The sequence below is a fragment of the Ideonella sp. genome (assembly GCF_041287625.1).
Classification (GTDB): Bacteria; Pseudomonadota; Gammaproteobacteria; order Burkholderiales; family Burkholderiaceae_C; genus Ideonella.
On sequence record NZ_JBGGNH010000072.1, the window covers coordinates 1 to 13,727 of the forward strand.

Sequence of the window (13,727 nt, forward strand, 5' to 3'; positions counted from 1 at the left end):
TCTTCACGGGTGTCTCCTGCGGGTCGGTTGGGGTTGCGGTGTCGAAATGATCGTCGCCAACGCGGCGCTTGCCCAATGCTGTTTATCTAGTCTTTGATGCCTTGAAAGCACCGCCATGACCATGAACCTTTCGTGGCTCGACGACTTCGCGGCGCTGGCGGCCAGCGGCAACTTCTCGCGCGCGGCCGATGAGCGCCACATGACGCAGCCGGCGTTCAGCCGCCGCGTTCGCGCGCTGGAAGAGTGGCTCGGTGTCGATCTGTTCGACCGCAGCTCGCAACCTGCCCAGTTGACCGAAGTGGGACATTGGTTCCGCCAAGTCGCACAGGACCTGCAAGCCGAGGTCGCGCGCATCCCGGGGGAAGCGCGCGCCATTGCCGAGGCCAGCTCCACGACGCTGCGCTTCGCCTCCACGCATGCGTTGTCCTTCACCTTCATGCCCCGCTGGCTGCGCACGCTCGAAAGCCAGACCGCCGTCGGTCCGATCCAGCTCGTCTCCGACGTACAGCAGAAGTGCGAAGCGCTGGTCTTGCAGAGCCAGGCGCAGTTCATGCTCGCCCACGGCCATGCCCGAGTGCGCGGACCGTTGGACGAGGCCGGATGCCCGAGCCTGGTCGTCGGCACGGATCGGCTGATTCCGGTGTCGGCACCGGACAAGAACGGTCACCCGGTCCATCGTCTGCCGCCGGACGGCAAGACGTCCGCGGTCCATCTGCTGAGCTACAGCACCGAGTCGGGCCTGGGTCGCATCCTGCGCGAGCTGAAGGGACCGGCCCTGGACCGTCTGCACGCGCCGAACATGCTGACCGCGCATCTGGCTTCGGTGCTGCGCACGATGGCGCTCGACGGTCGCGGCCTGGCATGGCTGCCGCAGCTGCTTGTCGGCGAAGATATCGATAGCTGCCGGCTCGTCGTGGCCGCGCCCGAGGAGTGGTCGATCGACCTCGAGATCCGCCTGTACCGCGACCGTGCCGCACTCGGCAAGGCAGCCGAGGCGTTCTGGCTTGCCGCACAGGAGGCAGCGGCCACGGCCAGCTGAGCGGTGCCGGCGGATGCCGGAGCAGCCCTCGTGTGCCGGTGCTTTGAAGGCATCAAAGCCGAAAAATCAGGCATTGGCCTTCGCCGAACCGGCCGACGATCATCCGAGCCACAGCGCCCTGAGGGCGCGTCCACTCGGAGACAACATGGACAAGCTCGATCGGCGTACGTGGGGCGTTGCGTTGGCCTCGGTTCTTCTTGCGGTGGCGGGCACAGCCCGAGCCGAGTTCCCGGAGAAGCCCGTCACGCTGGTCGTGCCGTTCGCGGCTGGCGGCCCCAGCGACAAGATCGCACGCGACCTGGCCGAAGCCTTGCGCAAGCGGCTGAACCAGACCGTCATCGTCGAGAACGTCGGCGGCGCCGGTGGCACGCTGGGCACGGCAAAGGTTGCAAGCGCAACGCCCGATGGCTACACCCTGCTGGTGCACCACATCGGCTTCGCGACGGCACCGACGCTGTACCGCAAGCTGCCCTACAAGGGCATCGAGGACTTCGCCTACCTGGGCCTGATCAACGAGGCGCCGTCGACCTTGATCGGCCGCACGACCTTGCCGGCGAAGAACTTTGCCGACCTCCGCAAGTGGATTGCGACCGATCCGACGAAGGTCAACCTGGCCCATGCGGGCGTCGGGTCCGCCTCGCATCTCTGCGGCCTGATGATGCAGAGCGCGTTGAAGGCTGAGATGACGACGGTACCGTACAAGGGCACGGGCCCAGCCATGACCGACCTGATTGGCGGCACGGTAGACCTGATGTGCGAGCAGGCCACGAATGCCGTGCCTCAGATCGAAGGCGGCAAGGTGAAGGCGTTCGCGGTGACCAGCAAGGACCGCATGAAACTTCCTGCGCTGTCCGGCGTGCCGACGCTGGCCGAAGGTGGCCTGACCGACTTCAGCGTGACGGTCTGGCACGGCCTCTACGCGCCGCGCAACACGCCAGCGCCCGTGCTGAGCAAGCTGAACGAAGCGCTGCGCGGGGCACTCAAGGATCCGGAACTCATCAAACGCCAGGAGGCGCTGGGGATCACGGTCGTGTCGGACGCGCGCGTCGAACCGGCGGCGCACAAGAAGTTTGTCGAAGGCGAGGTCGCGCGCTGGGCCAAGGTCATCCAGGCCGCGGGCGTTTACGCGGATTGATGCAACGCGCTGGGCATCGAACGCCTGGTCAACGGCCAGAAGACGCGCGACCGGCACCGGGCGTCGCTTCGGCCGCTTACGCCGTTTCGGCCTCGTGGTCTGCCATCGTGCGGATCACGTCAATGAAAGCCAGCGCGGCCAGGCTAGGCGGCTCGCCTTGCAGCGTGATCAGGCCATAGTCGGGCATGCGGCCGGGGAGCTCGGCCGCGATGCGCGTCAGAAGCCCGCGCCGCACATACTTGTCCACAAGCGCGGCCGGCTGCAGCGACAGCATGTTCGTGCTCTGCATCAGTTCCAGCGCGAACAGAAACGACGGCGTCTCGACGATGCCCGAGGTGAGCGACAGGCCGGTGCTGCTGAAGATGTCATCCGACACCTTGCGCAGCGCCGTGGACGTCGGATAAAGAATCCACGGCCAATTCGACAGTTCCATCAGCCCAGGCGCATTGGGCCCGCGCAGCGGATGGTGCACGCCCGCGGTGATCTGCAATCCTTCACCGGCCAGCCTTTCGTACTGAAACTGGTCGCGCTGCGATTCGTCGATGAAACGGCCGATCATCACGTCGATCTTGCGTTCGGCCAGCCACACGATCAACTGGTCGCTGCTCTGTTCCAGCACCTTCAAGACCAGCAGGGGCCGCAGGCGCTGGAGCTCGGCCACTGCGGCAATCAGCAGGTGCGCCGCCGAACCCGAAATGGCGCCGACCGACAAATGGCCGTGGCCACCCTGTTTCAGCGTGCTGAACTCGTCCACGAACTTGCGGTGGCCGTCCAGTGCGGAGTGGGCATAACGCAATGTGAAGAGCCCCAACTCATTCGGCCGCATGCCGCGCGGCAGGCGATCGAACAAGCGCGATTCCAGCATCTCTTCGACGTCCATCAACACCTTGGTGGCCGCCGGCTGCGTCATGTGCATTTGCTCGGCGGTCAGGCGCAAATTGCGCGTCTTTCCCAGGATGTCGAGGAACTGCAGATGTCGGAAACGCAAACGCGAGACTTGCGCAAGCACCACGGGTTTACCAGCAGTCTTGTCTGAACTCATTGCCATTTGGAATGGATGCTAGCGAAAAAGTCAGTGGACCCGGCAATGGGTGCTCACCTAGTCTTCCCCCAGTCAAGAACGGTCTCGCAGAGGGCCGGCGCATCGTGGCAGGGTCGCCCCGCCACAGCACATCATCATTCCGGAGACATCATGGATGAGCTGATCCAGCGCGGCATCCAGGCGCTGCCCAGGCTAGGTGACGGTCGCCAGTCGGGCACGGCAGACAAGCCCAATGGCCTGCACGTGCTGCCGCAGGACGGCCTGGCCGGCACGCTGGTGGGTCGTGTCTGGCGGGCCGGCGCGCCGGCCGGCCCGGCCGTGGTGGCGCTGCGCGCCGACGGCGTGTTCGACCTGAGCACGCACTTTGCCACGATGAGCACGCTGCTCGAGACCGACCTGCCGGCACAAGCCGTGTGCTCGGTGATCGGCGAGCGCCTGTGCAGCGTCGATGCGCTGCTGGACAACAGCAAGGCCGAAGGCCGCGACGACGCCGTGCCCTGGTTTCTGGCGCCCTGCGACCTGCAGGTGGTGAAGGCTGCCGGCGTGACCTTTGCCGCCAGCATGATCGAACGTGTGATCGAGGAGCAGGCCGGCGGCGACGCCAGTCGTGCGCAAGGGCTGCGCACCCAGGTCACGGCGTTGATCGGCGACAGCCTGTCCGACATCCGCCCCGGCTCTGCACAGGCGCAGGCGCTGAAGACTTTGCTGCAGCAGAAGAAGCTGTGGTCGCAATACCTGGAGGTGGGCATCGGGCCCGATGCCGAGGTCTTCACCAAGGCGCCGGTGCTGGCGTCGGTGGGGCATGGCCAGGACATTGGCATCCGCGCCGATTCGAACTGGAACAATCCCGAGCCCGAGGTCGTGCTGGCCGTCAACAGCCGCGGTGGCATCGTCGGCGCCGCGCTGGGCAACGACGTCAACCTGCGCGACATCGAAGGCCGCAGCGCGCTGCTGCTCGGCAAGGCCAAGGACAACAACGCGTCCTGCGCCATCGGCCCCTTCATCCGCCTGTTCGACGGCCACTTCGGCCTGGACCAGTTGCGCCGCGAGACCGTGCACCTGCAGGTGGCCGGCAACGACGGCTACACGCTGCGTGGCATCAGTACCATGGCCAGCATCAGCCGCGACCCGGTGGACCTGGTGGCGCAGACGCTGGCCTGCCACCAGTACCCCGACGGCTTCATGCTGTTCCTGGGCACGCTGTTCGCGCCCACCGAAGACCGTGACGAGCCCGGCGGCGGTTTCACCCACAAGCTGGGCGACGTGGTCACCATCCACAGCCACTGGCTGGGCGGCCTGCACAACCGCGTCACCCACAGTGAGACGGCCGCGCCCTGGCAGTTCGGCCTGCGCGCCTTCATCAACAACCTGGCCGCGCGGGGCTTGCTGAAGGACGGCACACTCTGAAGCCTCCCGTTCCCATGGCGACGGCGAAGACCGTCAAGGAGACAACATGATGAAGAAGTGGCTCGACGGCTATTGCCGCGGCGTGGAATGGGTGCTGGTGACCTTGCTGGCGCTGATGGTGCTGCTGGTGTTCGGCAACGTGGTGCTGCGCTACGCCTTCAACTCCGGCATCGCGGTCTCGGAGGAGCTCTCGCGCTGGTTCTTCGTCTGGCTGACCTTCCTGGGCGGGGCCGTCGCGGTGCACGAGCGTGCCCACCTGGGCTCCGACATGCTGGTCTCGCGGCTCGGCCCGGTCGGCAAGCGCATCTGCCTGGGGCTGGGCCAGTTGCTGATGTTGTGGGCCACCGCGCTGCTGCTGTCGGGCTCCTGGCAGCAGGCCAGCATCAACTGGGACGTGGAGGCCCCGGTCACCGGCGCATCGATGGCCATCTTCTACGCTGCCGGCGTGGTGTTCGCCGTCTCCACCGGGCTGATGCTGCTGGGTGAATTCTGGCGCACCGTTTCGGGCCAGGTGAGCGAGTCCGAACTGGTGATGGTGCAGGAGTCGGAGGATCTGGCGCAGATCGAAGAACTCCAGCTCGACCGCAGCCAGACCTTCAAAAAGCACTGAGAAGCTGTGAGCGGCGGAGACACATCATGACGGTTCTGATCTTCCTGGGTTCCCTGCTCGCTGCGATGGCGCTGGGCATTCCCATTGCCTATTCGCTGCTGCTCTCCGGCATGGCGCTGATGGTTCACCTGGACATGTTCGACGCCCAGATCCTGGCGCAGAACGTGGTCAATGGCGCCGACAGCTTTCCGCTGCTGGCGGTGCCCTTTTTCATGCTCGCCGGCGAGATCATGAACGTCGGTGGATTGAGCCGGCGCATCGTCAACCTGGCCCTGGCGCTGGTGGGGCACAAGCGTGGCGGGCTGGGTTTCGTCGCCATCGTGGCGGCTTGCCTGCTGGCTGCGCTCTCGGGCTCGGCCGTGGCCGACACCGCGGCACTGGCTTCGCTGCTGCTTCCGATGATGGTCGCGGCCGGGCACGACAAGGCCCGTGCCGGCGGGCTGATCGCCTCGGCCGGCATCATCGCCCCGGTCATTCCACCGTCCATCGGCTTCGTGGTCTTCGGCGTGGCGGCCAATGTGTCGATCAGCAAGCTGTTCCTGGCGGGCATCGTGCCGGGCTTGCTGATGGGCCTGTCCATTGCGCTGGCCTGGTGGTGGGTGGCAAAAAAGGAAAACATCCCGCCGCCGCCCAAGGCCAGCGTGGCGCAGCGCTTGACCGCGCTGAAGGAATCCACCTGGGCGCTGGTGCTGCCGGTGATCGTGGTGGCCGGGCTCAAGCTGGGCGTGTTCACCCCGACGGAGGCGGCGGTGGTGGCTGCGGTGTATGCGCTCTTTGTCGCAACGCTGGTGTATCGCGAGATGAGCCTGCGCCAGTTGCGCGAAGTGTTCGTCAGCGCCGCCAAGACCACGGCCGTGATCATGTTCCTGGTGGCCGCGGCGATGGTCAGCGCCTGGTTGATCACGGTGGCAGACATTCCGAGCAAGATGATCTCGCTGCTGCAGCCGTTCATGGGCAACCAGACGCTGCTGATGATCGCGATCATGGCGCTGGTGATGGCGGTGGGCACCGCGATGGACATGACGCCAACCATCCTGATCATGACCCCGGTGCTGATGCCGGTGATCAAGGCCGCAGGCATCGACCCGGTGTATTTCGGCGTGCTGTTCATCATCAACAACGCGATCGGCCTGATCACGCCGCCGGTGGGCACGGTGCTCAACGTGGTGGCCGGCGTGGGCCGCATGAAGATGGATGAAGTCACCCGGGGTGTCCTGCCGTTCATGGCAGCCCAGTTCGCGATGATGTTCCTGATGGTGCTCTTTCCCTGGCTGGTCACCGGCCCGGCGAAGTGGTTTGCGAGCTGACAATCACGCCATGCGCATCCACATCACCGGGGCCTCCGGTTCCGGCACTTCCACGTTGGCGACGGCCTTGTCCGAGCGGCTGGGTGCGGCCTGCCTTGATGGCGACAGCTACTACTGGCTGCGGCCCGAGCCGCCGTTTGCGGACAAACGGCCGGCCGACGCGCGGCGGGCGATGCTGGCGCGCGACCTGCAGGCAGACCCTGCCGTGCTGGGTGGCTCCATCGTCGGCTGGGGCGCCGAGGTCGAAGATGCGTTCGACCTGATCGTCTTCCTTTACCTGGATGCGCCAATTCGCCTCGCGCGGCTGCGCGAGCGTGAACTGCGGCGTTTCGGCGCGGTGGACGAAGACTTCCTCGAATGGGCCGGTCAGTATGACCAAGGCCCTTCGGAAGGCCGCAGTCTGGCGACGCACCGGGCCTGGCTGGCCAGCAGGCGCTGCCCGGTGCTGGAGCTTCGCGGGGACCTGCCGGTCGCAGCGCGGGTCGAGCGCGTGCTGGCTGGCCTGAAGTCGCACGGCTGATGTAAGACCCCGCCCAGCGCTTCATCTCGCAGCGCTGGATTGATCTTGCGCAAGCGCTGACCCGGCCCCTTGCCTCAGCATGCGAGCCACGTCCAGCATGCGTTCCGGCGATGTCCGCCTGGTGCTGGCGGGAGCGTGCATGAACCCATCGCTGGCACTGGACGGGCTGGCTCCTGAGCGGGAGCCGGAGGCGGTGCGTGCGGCGCCGCAATGGACGGAGTCGGCTCTGCGCCTGGGTGGCCTGACCTGCTCGGCCTGCGTGCTGCCGATCGAAGGGGCGCTGCGGGCTGTGGACGGGGTGCTGCAGGCCCATGTCAGCGCTGTTTCGGCTTGCGCCACGGTGCGCTGGGACCGTGCGCGCACCGACGAGCCGGCGTTGATCCGTGCCATCGAGCGTGCTGGCTACCAAGCGGTACCGGACACGGCGGCCGGCGCGCGCGCGCTGCGCCAGCGCGAGGCGCGCACTGCGCTGTGGCGGCTGTTCGTGGCCGGCTTGTGCGCAATGCAGAACATGATGCTGGCCACGCCTTCGTATGTGGCCGGCCCGGGCGAGCTGGCGCCGGACCTGAAGCACCTGCTCGACTGGGGCAGCTGGCTGCTGGCGCTGCCGGTGATGGCGTTTTCCGCCTCGCCGTTTTTCCGCGGCGCGTGGCGCGCCTGGCAGAACCGGCGCATTGGCATGGACGTGCCGGTGGCGCTCGGCATTGCGGTGGCCTTTGCCGGCAGCAGTGGCGCCACCTTCGACCCGGGCGGCTTGTTTGGAGATGCGGTCTATTTCGACTCGCTGAGCATGTTCGTCGCATTTCTGCTCGGCGGCAGGCTGCTGGAGATGCAGGCCAGGCACCGCGCAGCCGTTGCGCTGGAAGACACGCTGGCCGGTTTGCCGGAGACGGCATTGCGGTTGCGGGCCGACGGTGTTGTGGAAACGGTGCCGGTGCATCAGCTGCTTCGCGGCGACGTGCTTCGCGTGCCGGCCGGGCAGACGTTGGCGGCCGACGGCGTGCTGTTGGAGGGCAGCCCGGCGGTGGACGAATCGCTGCTCAGCGGCGAGTCGGCGCTGGTGGCGAAGCAGCCTGGGGATCGGCTGGTCGCCGGCAGCGTGAACGGCCACGCAGCCCTGCTGATGCGGGTGGAGGGGCTGGGGCCGGACACGCGCTACGAGGCCATCGTCAGCCTGATGCGCGAGGCGCAGACCCTGAGGCCGGCCTCGCTGGCCAGCAGCGAGCGCTGGGCTGGCCCCTTCCTGTGGGCGGTGCTGCTGGTGGCGGGCGCAGCGGCGCTGGCCTGGCAGTCCATCGATCCGTCGCGCGCGGTGTGGGTGGCCGTCTCGGTGCTGATCGTGACCTGCCCCTGCGCGCTGGCGCTCGCCGCGCCATCGGCGCTGCTGGCCGCGGCTGGCGCCATGGGCCGGCAGGGCCTGCTGTTGCGGCGGCTGGATGCCATTGACGGCCTGGCCGAGGCGCAGCTGCTGTGCATCGACAAGACCGGCACCTTGACCGACCCGCGCTTGCAGACCCTGCGCCTGCAGCGACTGCAGGCCGACAGCCGCTGGGACGACGCCGCGCTGCTGCGCATTGGCGCGTCGCTGGCGGGCTGGTCCAGCCACCCGGTGGCCAAGGCGCTGGCGGCTGCGGCGCCAGGCCCTGCGCACGGCGGCTGTTGGCACTCGCCTTCCGAAGTGCCAGGCAAGGGACTGCAGGCGCTGGACGCCCAAGGCCGCGCCTGGCGGCTGGGTGTCGCCGGCTGGGCCGGCGAGCTGCATGGGCAGGCGGCCACCACCTTGAGCGTGGACGGCCAGGCCCTGGCCTGTTTCGAGCTGCAGGAGCAGCCGCGCCCCGGCGTGGTGGACTGCCTGCGGCAATTGCAGCAGGGCGGATTGAAGGTGCTGCTGCTGTCGGGCGACGACCCGGCGCGGGTGGGGCGTTTTGCCGCCAGCGTCGGCCTTTCGGACTGGCGCGGCGGCATGGCACCCGAGGACAAGCTGCGGGTGGTGCGCGAAGCCCAGGCCGCGGGCCAGCGCGTGGCCATGCTCGGCGACGGCATCAACGACGCCCCGGTGCTGGCGCAGGCGGATGTTTCGGTGGCGATGGGCGAGGGCGCCGGCGTGGCCCGCAGCGAGGCCGACGCCGTGCTGGTTTCCAACCGGCTGCAAGACCTCGCCTCGGCCCGCGCGCTGGCGCGCAAGACGCAGCGCGTGATGCGCCAGAACCTGGCCTGGGCGCTGGCCTACAACGCGGCCAGCGTGCCGCTCGCGCTGATGGGCTGGCTGCCACCCTGGGCTGCCGGCCTCGGCATGGCCAGCAGTTCGCTGGTCGTCGTCTTCAATGCCTTGCGGCTCGCGCGCTGAACCGGATCCACCATGGACATCCTGTACCTCCTGATTCCCCTTTCGGCGCTGCTGGTGCTGGGGCTGCTGGGCCTGTTCGCCTGGGCGCTGCATGGCGGCCAGTTCGATGACCTGGAGCGCCAGGGCGAGCAGATTCTTCTGGACGACCGCGCCGGCGGTTGACAAGCATCAAGCCCCGAGGAGGGCGGCCAGCAAAGAATCCTTCTGTCGACATTCGACTGGGATCGGAGGACTCTGATGGTGGCAATGCGCGAGACGCCCGGCACGGTGAACTACACCGACGAAACGGTGCGTGGTTTTGCGCTGGCGGCAGTGCTGTGGGGCGTGGTGGGCATGACGGTGGGGGTGTTGATCGCCGCCCAGCTGGCCTTCCCTGACCTGACCTACGGCATTCCCTGGCTCAGTTATGGGCGGCTGCGGCCGCTGCATACCAATGCGGTGATCTTTGCCTTTGGCGGCTGCGCGCTGATGGCGACCAGCTTCCACGTCGTGCAGCGCACCTGCCAGGTGCCGCTGTTCCTGCCGTGGCTGGCCAAGTTCGTGTTCTGGGGCTGGCAGGCGGTGATCGTGCTGGCCGCCATCACCTTGCCGATGGGCTTCACCCAGGGCAAGGAATACGCCGAGCTGGAATGGCCCATCGACCTGCTGATCGCCGTCGTGTGGGTGGCCTATGCGGTGGTCTTCTTCGGCACGCTGGGCGTGCGCAAGGTGCGCCACATCTACGTCGCCAACTGGTTCTTCGGCGCCTTCATCCTGGCGGTTGCGTTGCTGCACATCGTCAACAGCGCGGCCATGCCGGTGAGCTTCTGGAAGAGCTACTCGGCCTACGCCGGCGTGCAGGACGCGATGGTCCAGTGGTGGTACGGCCATAACGCCGTGGGCTTCTTCCTGACGGCCGGCTTCCTCGGGATGATGTACTACTACATCCCCAAGCAGGCCGAGCGGCCGGTGTACTCGTACCGGCTGTCCATCGTGCACTTCTGGGCACTGATCTTCACCTACATGTGGGCCGGCCCCCACCACCTGCACTACACCGCGCTGCCCGACTGGGCGCAAAGCGTGGGCATGCTGTTCTCGCTGGTGCTGCTGGCGCCGAGCTGGGGCGGCATGATCAACGGCGTGATGACGCTGTCGGGCGCCTGGCACAAGCTGCGCGACGACCCGATCCTGAAGTTCCTGATCGTCGCGTTGAGCTTCTACGGCATGTCGACCTTCGAGGGTCCGATGATGTCCATCAAGACGGTGAACGCGCTCTCGCACTACACCGACTGGACCGTCGGCCATGTGCACAGCGGCGCGCTGGGCTGGGTCGGCTTCATCTCGATGGGTTCGCTGTACTACCTGATCCCGCGCATGTACGGCCAGACGCAGATGTACAGCGTCAAGGCCATCTCGCTGCACTTCTGGATTGCGACGCTGGGCATCGTGCTCTACATCGCGGCCATGTGGATTGCCGGCGTGATGCAGGGCCTGATGTGGCGCGCGCTGAACACCGACGGCACGCTGGTCTACACCTTCGTCGAAGCAGTCAAGGCGACCTGGCCGTTCTACGTGATCCGCCTGTTGGGTGGCCTGCTGTACCTGTCCGGCATGGTCGTGATGGCCTGGAATGTCGTGATGACGGTGCGCAGCGGCCGCGCATTGCCATCGCCCATCCCCCGTTTGGTCCAAGCCTGAGGAGCCGCCTGTGAGCATCCATTCTCCCGTCAGCGGCCACGAGCGCATCGAGACGAGCAATTTCCTGATGATCGTGCTGATCCTGCTGGTCATTGCCATCGGCGGCATGGTCGAGATCATCCCACTGTTCTTCCAGCGCTCCACCACCCAGCCCGCGGCCGGGCTGCAGCCGTACAGCGCGCTGCAGCTGGTCGGGCGCGACATCTACCTGCGCGAAGGTTGCTACAACTGCCACTCGCAGATGATCCGCCCGCTGCATGCCGAGACACTGCGCTACGGGCACTACTCGATGGCCGGCGAATTTGTCTACGACCATCCGTTCCAGTGGGGCAGCAAGCGCACCGGGCCGGACCTGCAGCGCGTGGGCGGCAAGTACAGCGACGAATGGCACCGCCTGCACCTGGCCGGCCCGCGCGACCTGGTGCCCGAGTCCAACATGCCGGCCTACCCGTGGCTGGAGACGGCCGCCATCGTGCCGGCCAGCGTGCCGCCGCGCCTCAAGGCCATGCAGCGCCTGGGCGTGCCCTACACCGACGCAGACGTGGCTGGCAGCGCCGAGGCCGTGGCCGGCAAGACCGAGCTCGACGCGCTGGTCGCCTACCTGCAGTCGCTGGGCACGCACGTCAAGTGAATTGAGGCACACCATGGACATCAACGACATCCGCAGCCTCGTGACGCTGCTGAGCCTGGCCCTCTTCATCGGGCTGATGGTCTGGACCTGGCGCCCGGCGCAACGTGCCGCGCACGAGGCCGCCGCCCGCCTGGTTTTCGAAGGTGAAGACAGCCCCTCGGCCGATGCGTACATCGCCCGATCCTCCGAGGGGATGCGGGCCGGCTTCGGAGCGGCCCGGCGCTCGACCCGCGCAACGGAGGAGAGCGGCAATGAGTGACTTCATCAATGCAGGCTGGGGCTACTGCGTGGCCGCGGTCACGGTGCTGGGCCTGGTGGCCTGCATCGCGCTGCTGCTGATCGCGGCCCGCCGCCGCGTGATGGCGCAGGACAACACCACCGGCCACGTCTGGGACGAGGACCTGCGAGAACTCAACAACCCGCTGCCGCGCTGGTGGATGTGGCTGTTCATCCTCACGGTGGTGTTTGGCGCTGGCTACCTGGCGCTGTATCCCGGGCTGGGCAGCGCGCCGGGTCAATTGGGCTGGAGCAGCGTCGGCCAATACCAGGAAGAACGGGCCGCGGCCAACGCGGTCACCGCGCCGATGTTTGCCGCCTTTGCCGCCAAGACTGCGCCGGAACTGGCGCGGGACCCGCAGGCCATGGCAGTGGGCGAGCGCCTGTTCGCCAACAACTGCGCCGCCTGCCACGGATCGGACGCGCACGGCAGCAAGGGCTTCCCGAACCTGGCCGACCAGGACTGGCTGTGGGGTGGCGCGCCCGAACGCATCGAGGAGACCATCCGCGATGGCCGCATGGGCGTGATGCCGCCGATGGTCGCCGCGGTCGGCAATGCCGACGAGGTTCACCAGGTGGCGAACTATGTGCTCAGCCTGTCCGGCAGCCCGCACGACAGCCTCGCGGCACAGCTCGGCAAGGCCAAGTTCGTGGCCTGCGCCGCCTGCCATGGCCCCGAAGGCAAGGGCAACCAGGCGCTGGGCGTGCCCAACCTCAGCGACAAGGTCTGGCTGCACGGCTGGGGTGAAGACGCGGTGGTGGCGATGATCAACAAGGGCAAGACCAACGTCATGCCGGCCCACGGCGAACGCCTCACGGCCCAGCAGATCCACCTGCTGGCGGCTTACGTCTGGAGCCTGTCCAAGACCGGCACCGTGACCACGGCCGCCGCGCCATAAGCGAGGTCGCAACCATGGCCCGCGTCATCCCCATCGTGCCAGCCGCGGGCGAAGGCGAGATGGTCTCGCTCTACCAGAAGCAGAAGAAGATCTACCCGCGCTCGGTCAAAGGCGGCTTCGCCCGCTGGCGCTGGCTGATGGTGTGGCTCACGCAGGCCTTGTTCTACGGCCTGCCGTGGCTGTCGATGAATGGCAGGCAGGCGGTGTTGTTTGACCTGTCGGCGCGGCGCTTCTACATCGGCCAGCTGGTCCTGTACCCGCAGGACTTCATCTACCTCACCGGCCTGCTGGTGCTCAGCGCCTACGGCCTGTTCTTCTTCACCACGGTGGGCGGCCGGCTGTGGTGCGGCTATGCCTGCCCGCAGACCGTCTACACCGAAATCTTCATGTGGGTCGAGCAGCGCTTCGAAGGCGAACGCGGCGCGCGGATGAAGCTCGATGCCGCCCCATGGACGGCCAACAAGGCTTGGCGCAAGGTCGGCAAGCATGGGGCGTGGCTGACCATCGGGCTGTGGACGGGCTTCACCTTCGTTGGCTACTTCACGCCGATCCGCTCGCTCTGGGCCGAGGCCTTCACGCTGTCGTTCGGGCCGTGGGAGTGGTTCTGGGTCAACTTCTACGGCCTGGCCACTTACGGCAACGCCGGCTTCCTGCGCGAGCAGGTCTGCAAGTACATGTGCCCGTACGCGCGCTTCCAGAGCGCGATGTTCGACCGCGACACGATGATCGTCACCTACGACGCGCGGCGCGGTGACCCGCGTGGCAAGCGGGGGCGCAGCACCGACCTGGCCGAGGCCAAGCTGGGACATTGCATCGACTGCAACCTGTGCGTGCACG

Annotated in this window: 14 protein-coding genes; 13 read left to right on the forward strand and 1 reads right to left on the reverse strand. The window is 67.2% G+C overall.

Annotated features, from left to right (window positions below; translation table 11 throughout):
• Nucleotides 1-115: 115 nt before the first annotated feature.
• Nucleotides 116-1,039 (forward strand): LysR family transcriptional regulator, encoded by a 924-nt coding sequence (locus ACAH41_RS26980; RefSeq protein WP_370538680.1) that lies wholly within the window; start codon nt 116-118, stop codon nt 1,037-1,039.
• Nucleotides 1,040-1,184: 145 nt separating this feature from the next.
• Nucleotides 1,185-2,174 (forward strand): tripartite tricarboxylate transporter substrate-binding protein, encoded by a 990-nt coding sequence (locus ACAH41_RS26985; RefSeq protein WP_370538681.1) that lies wholly within the window; start codon nt 1,185-1,187, stop codon nt 2,172-2,174.
• A 76-nt stretch (nt 2,175-2,250) separates the two neighbouring features.
• Here the strand turns inward: ACAH41_RS26985 and ACAH41_RS26990 are convergent, their stop codons facing one another.
• Complete coding sequence (locus ACAH41_RS26990; RefSeq protein WP_370538684.1) at nt 2,251-3,216, reverse strand: LysR family transcriptional regulator; 966 nt, start codon at nt 3,214-3,216, stop codon at nt 2,251-2,253.
• A gap of 150 nt (nt 3,217-3,366) precedes the next feature.
• Here ACAH41_RS26990 and ACAH41_RS26995 point away from each other — a divergent pair, with 150 nt between their 5' ends.
• From ACAH41_RS26995 to ACAH41_RS27045, 11 genes are all read left to right on the forward strand, one after another.
• Complete coding sequence (locus ACAH41_RS26995; RefSeq protein ID WP_370538682.1) at nt 3,367-4,623, forward strand: fumarylacetoacetate hydrolase; 1,257 nt, start codon at nt 3,367-3,369, stop codon at nt 4,621-4,623.
• Nucleotides 4,624-4,672: 49 nt separating this feature from the next.
• Nucleotides 4,673-5,233 carry a TRAP transporter small permease gene (locus ACAH41_RS27000; RefSeq protein WP_325652279.1) on the forward strand — a complete coding sequence of 187 codons (561 nt, stop codon included), beginning with the start codon at nt 4,673-4,675 and terminating at the stop codon, nt 5,231-5,233.
• A gap of 26 nt (nt 5,234-5,259) precedes the next feature.
• Entirely contained in the window at nt 5,260-6,540 is a 1,281-nt protein-coding gene (locus ACAH41_RS27005) for a TRAP transporter large permease subunit (RefSeq protein ID WP_325652277.1), read from the forward strand.
• A gap of 10 nt (nt 6,541-6,550) precedes the next feature.
• Entirely contained in the window at nt 6,551-7,060 is a 510-nt protein-coding gene (locus ACAH41_RS27010) for an AAA family ATPase (protein ID WP_325652276.1), read from the forward strand.
• A gap of 139 nt (nt 7,061-7,199) precedes the next feature.
• Nucleotides 7,200-9,407 (forward strand): cation-translocating P-type ATPase, encoded by a 2,208-nt coding sequence (locus tag ACAH41_RS27015; RefSeq protein ID WP_325652275.1) that lies wholly within the window; start codon nt 7,200-7,202, stop codon nt 9,405-9,407.
• Nucleotides 9,408-9,419: 12 nt separating this feature from the next.
• A complete protein-coding gene (gene ccoS / locus ACAH41_RS27020; RefSeq protein ID WP_325652273.1) occupies nt 9,420-9,569 on the forward strand; it encodes a cbb3-type cytochrome oxidase assembly protein CcoS in 150 nt (49 codons plus the stop codon).
• 84 nt (nt 9,570-9,653) lie between these two features.
• Entirely contained in the window at nt 9,654-11,084 is a 1,431-nt protein-coding gene (gene ccoN, locus ACAH41_RS27025; RefSeq protein ID WP_325652426.1) for a cytochrome-c oxidase, cbb3-type subunit I, read from the forward strand.
• A gap of 10 nt (nt 11,085-11,094) precedes the next feature.
• On the forward strand, nt 11,095-11,715 hold the full coding sequence (gene ccoO, locus ACAH41_RS27030; RefSeq protein WP_325652269.1) for a cytochrome-c oxidase, cbb3-type subunit II: 621 nt from the start codon (nt 11,095-11,097) through the stop codon (nt 11,713-11,715).
• Between the two features lie 13 nt (nt 11,716-11,728).
• On the forward strand, nt 11,729-11,974 hold the full coding sequence (locus tag ACAH41_RS27035; RefSeq protein WP_325652268.1) for a CcoQ/FixQ family Cbb3-type cytochrome c oxidase assembly chaperone: 246 nt from the start codon (nt 11,729-11,731) through the stop codon (nt 11,972-11,974).
• Complete coding sequence (ccoP, locus tag ACAH41_RS27040; protein ID WP_325652266.1) at nt 11,967-12,890, forward strand: cytochrome-c oxidase, cbb3-type subunit III; 924 nt, start codon at nt 11,967-11,969, stop codon at nt 12,888-12,890. The genes ACAH41_RS27035 and ccoP overlap by 8 nt, the downstream gene beginning before the upstream one ends.
• 14 nt (nt 12,891-12,904) lie before the next feature.
• A partial coding sequence (locus tag ACAH41_RS27045) for a 4Fe-4S dicluster domain-containing protein (protein ID WP_370538683.1) occupies nt 12,905-13,727 on the forward strand: 823 nt, incomplete at its 3' end.

Excerpts from the sequence above, each read along its gene's own strand:
- ACAH41_RS26980 (WP_370538680.1), top strand. The coding sequence starts at position 116 with ATGACCATGAACCTTTCGTGGCTCGACGACTTCGCGGCGCTGGCGGCC.
- ACAH41_RS26985 (WP_370538681.1), top strand. The coding sequence starts at position 1,185 with ATGGACAAGCTCGATCGGCGTACGTGGGGCGTTGCGTTGGCCTCGGTT.
- ACAH41_RS26990 (WP_370538684.1), bottom strand. The coding sequence starts at position 3,216 with ATGAGTTCAGACAAGACTGCTGGTAAACCCGTGGTGCTTGCGCAAGTC.
- ACAH41_RS26995 (WP_370538682.1), top strand. The coding sequence starts at position 3,367 with ATGGATGAGCTGATCCAGCGCGGCATCCAGGCGCTGCCCAGGCTAGGT.
- ACAH41_RS27000 (WP_325652279.1), top strand. The coding sequence starts at position 4,673 with ATGAAGAAGTGGCTCGACGGCTATTGCCGCGGCGTGGAATGGGTGCTG.
- ACAH41_RS27005 (WP_325652277.1), top strand. The coding sequence starts at position 5,260 with ATGACGGTTCTGATCTTCCTGGGTTCCCTGCTCGCTGCGATGGCGCTG.
- ACAH41_RS27010 (WP_325652276.1), top strand. The coding sequence starts at position 6,551 with ATGCGCATCCACATCACCGGGGCCTCCGGTTCCGGCACTTCCACGTTG.
- ACAH41_RS27015 (WP_325652275.1), top strand. The coding sequence starts at position 7,200 with ATGAACCCATCGCTGGCACTGGACGGGCTGGCTCCTGAGCGGGAGCCG.
- ccoS (WP_325652273.1), top strand. The coding sequence starts at position 9,420 with ATGGACATCCTGTACCTCCTGATTCCCCTTTCGGCGCTGCTGGTGCTG.
- ccoN (WP_325652426.1), top strand. The coding sequence starts at position 9,654 with ATGCGCGAGACGCCCGGCACGGTGAACTACACCGACGAAACGGTGCGT.
- ACAH41_RS27035 (WP_325652268.1), top strand. The coding sequence starts at position 11,729 with ATGGACATCAACGACATCCGCAGCCTCGTGACGCTGCTGAGCCTGGCC.
- ccoP (WP_325652266.1), top strand. The coding sequence starts at position 11,967 with ATGAGTGACTTCATCAATGCAGGCTGGGGCTACTGCGTGGCCGCGGTC.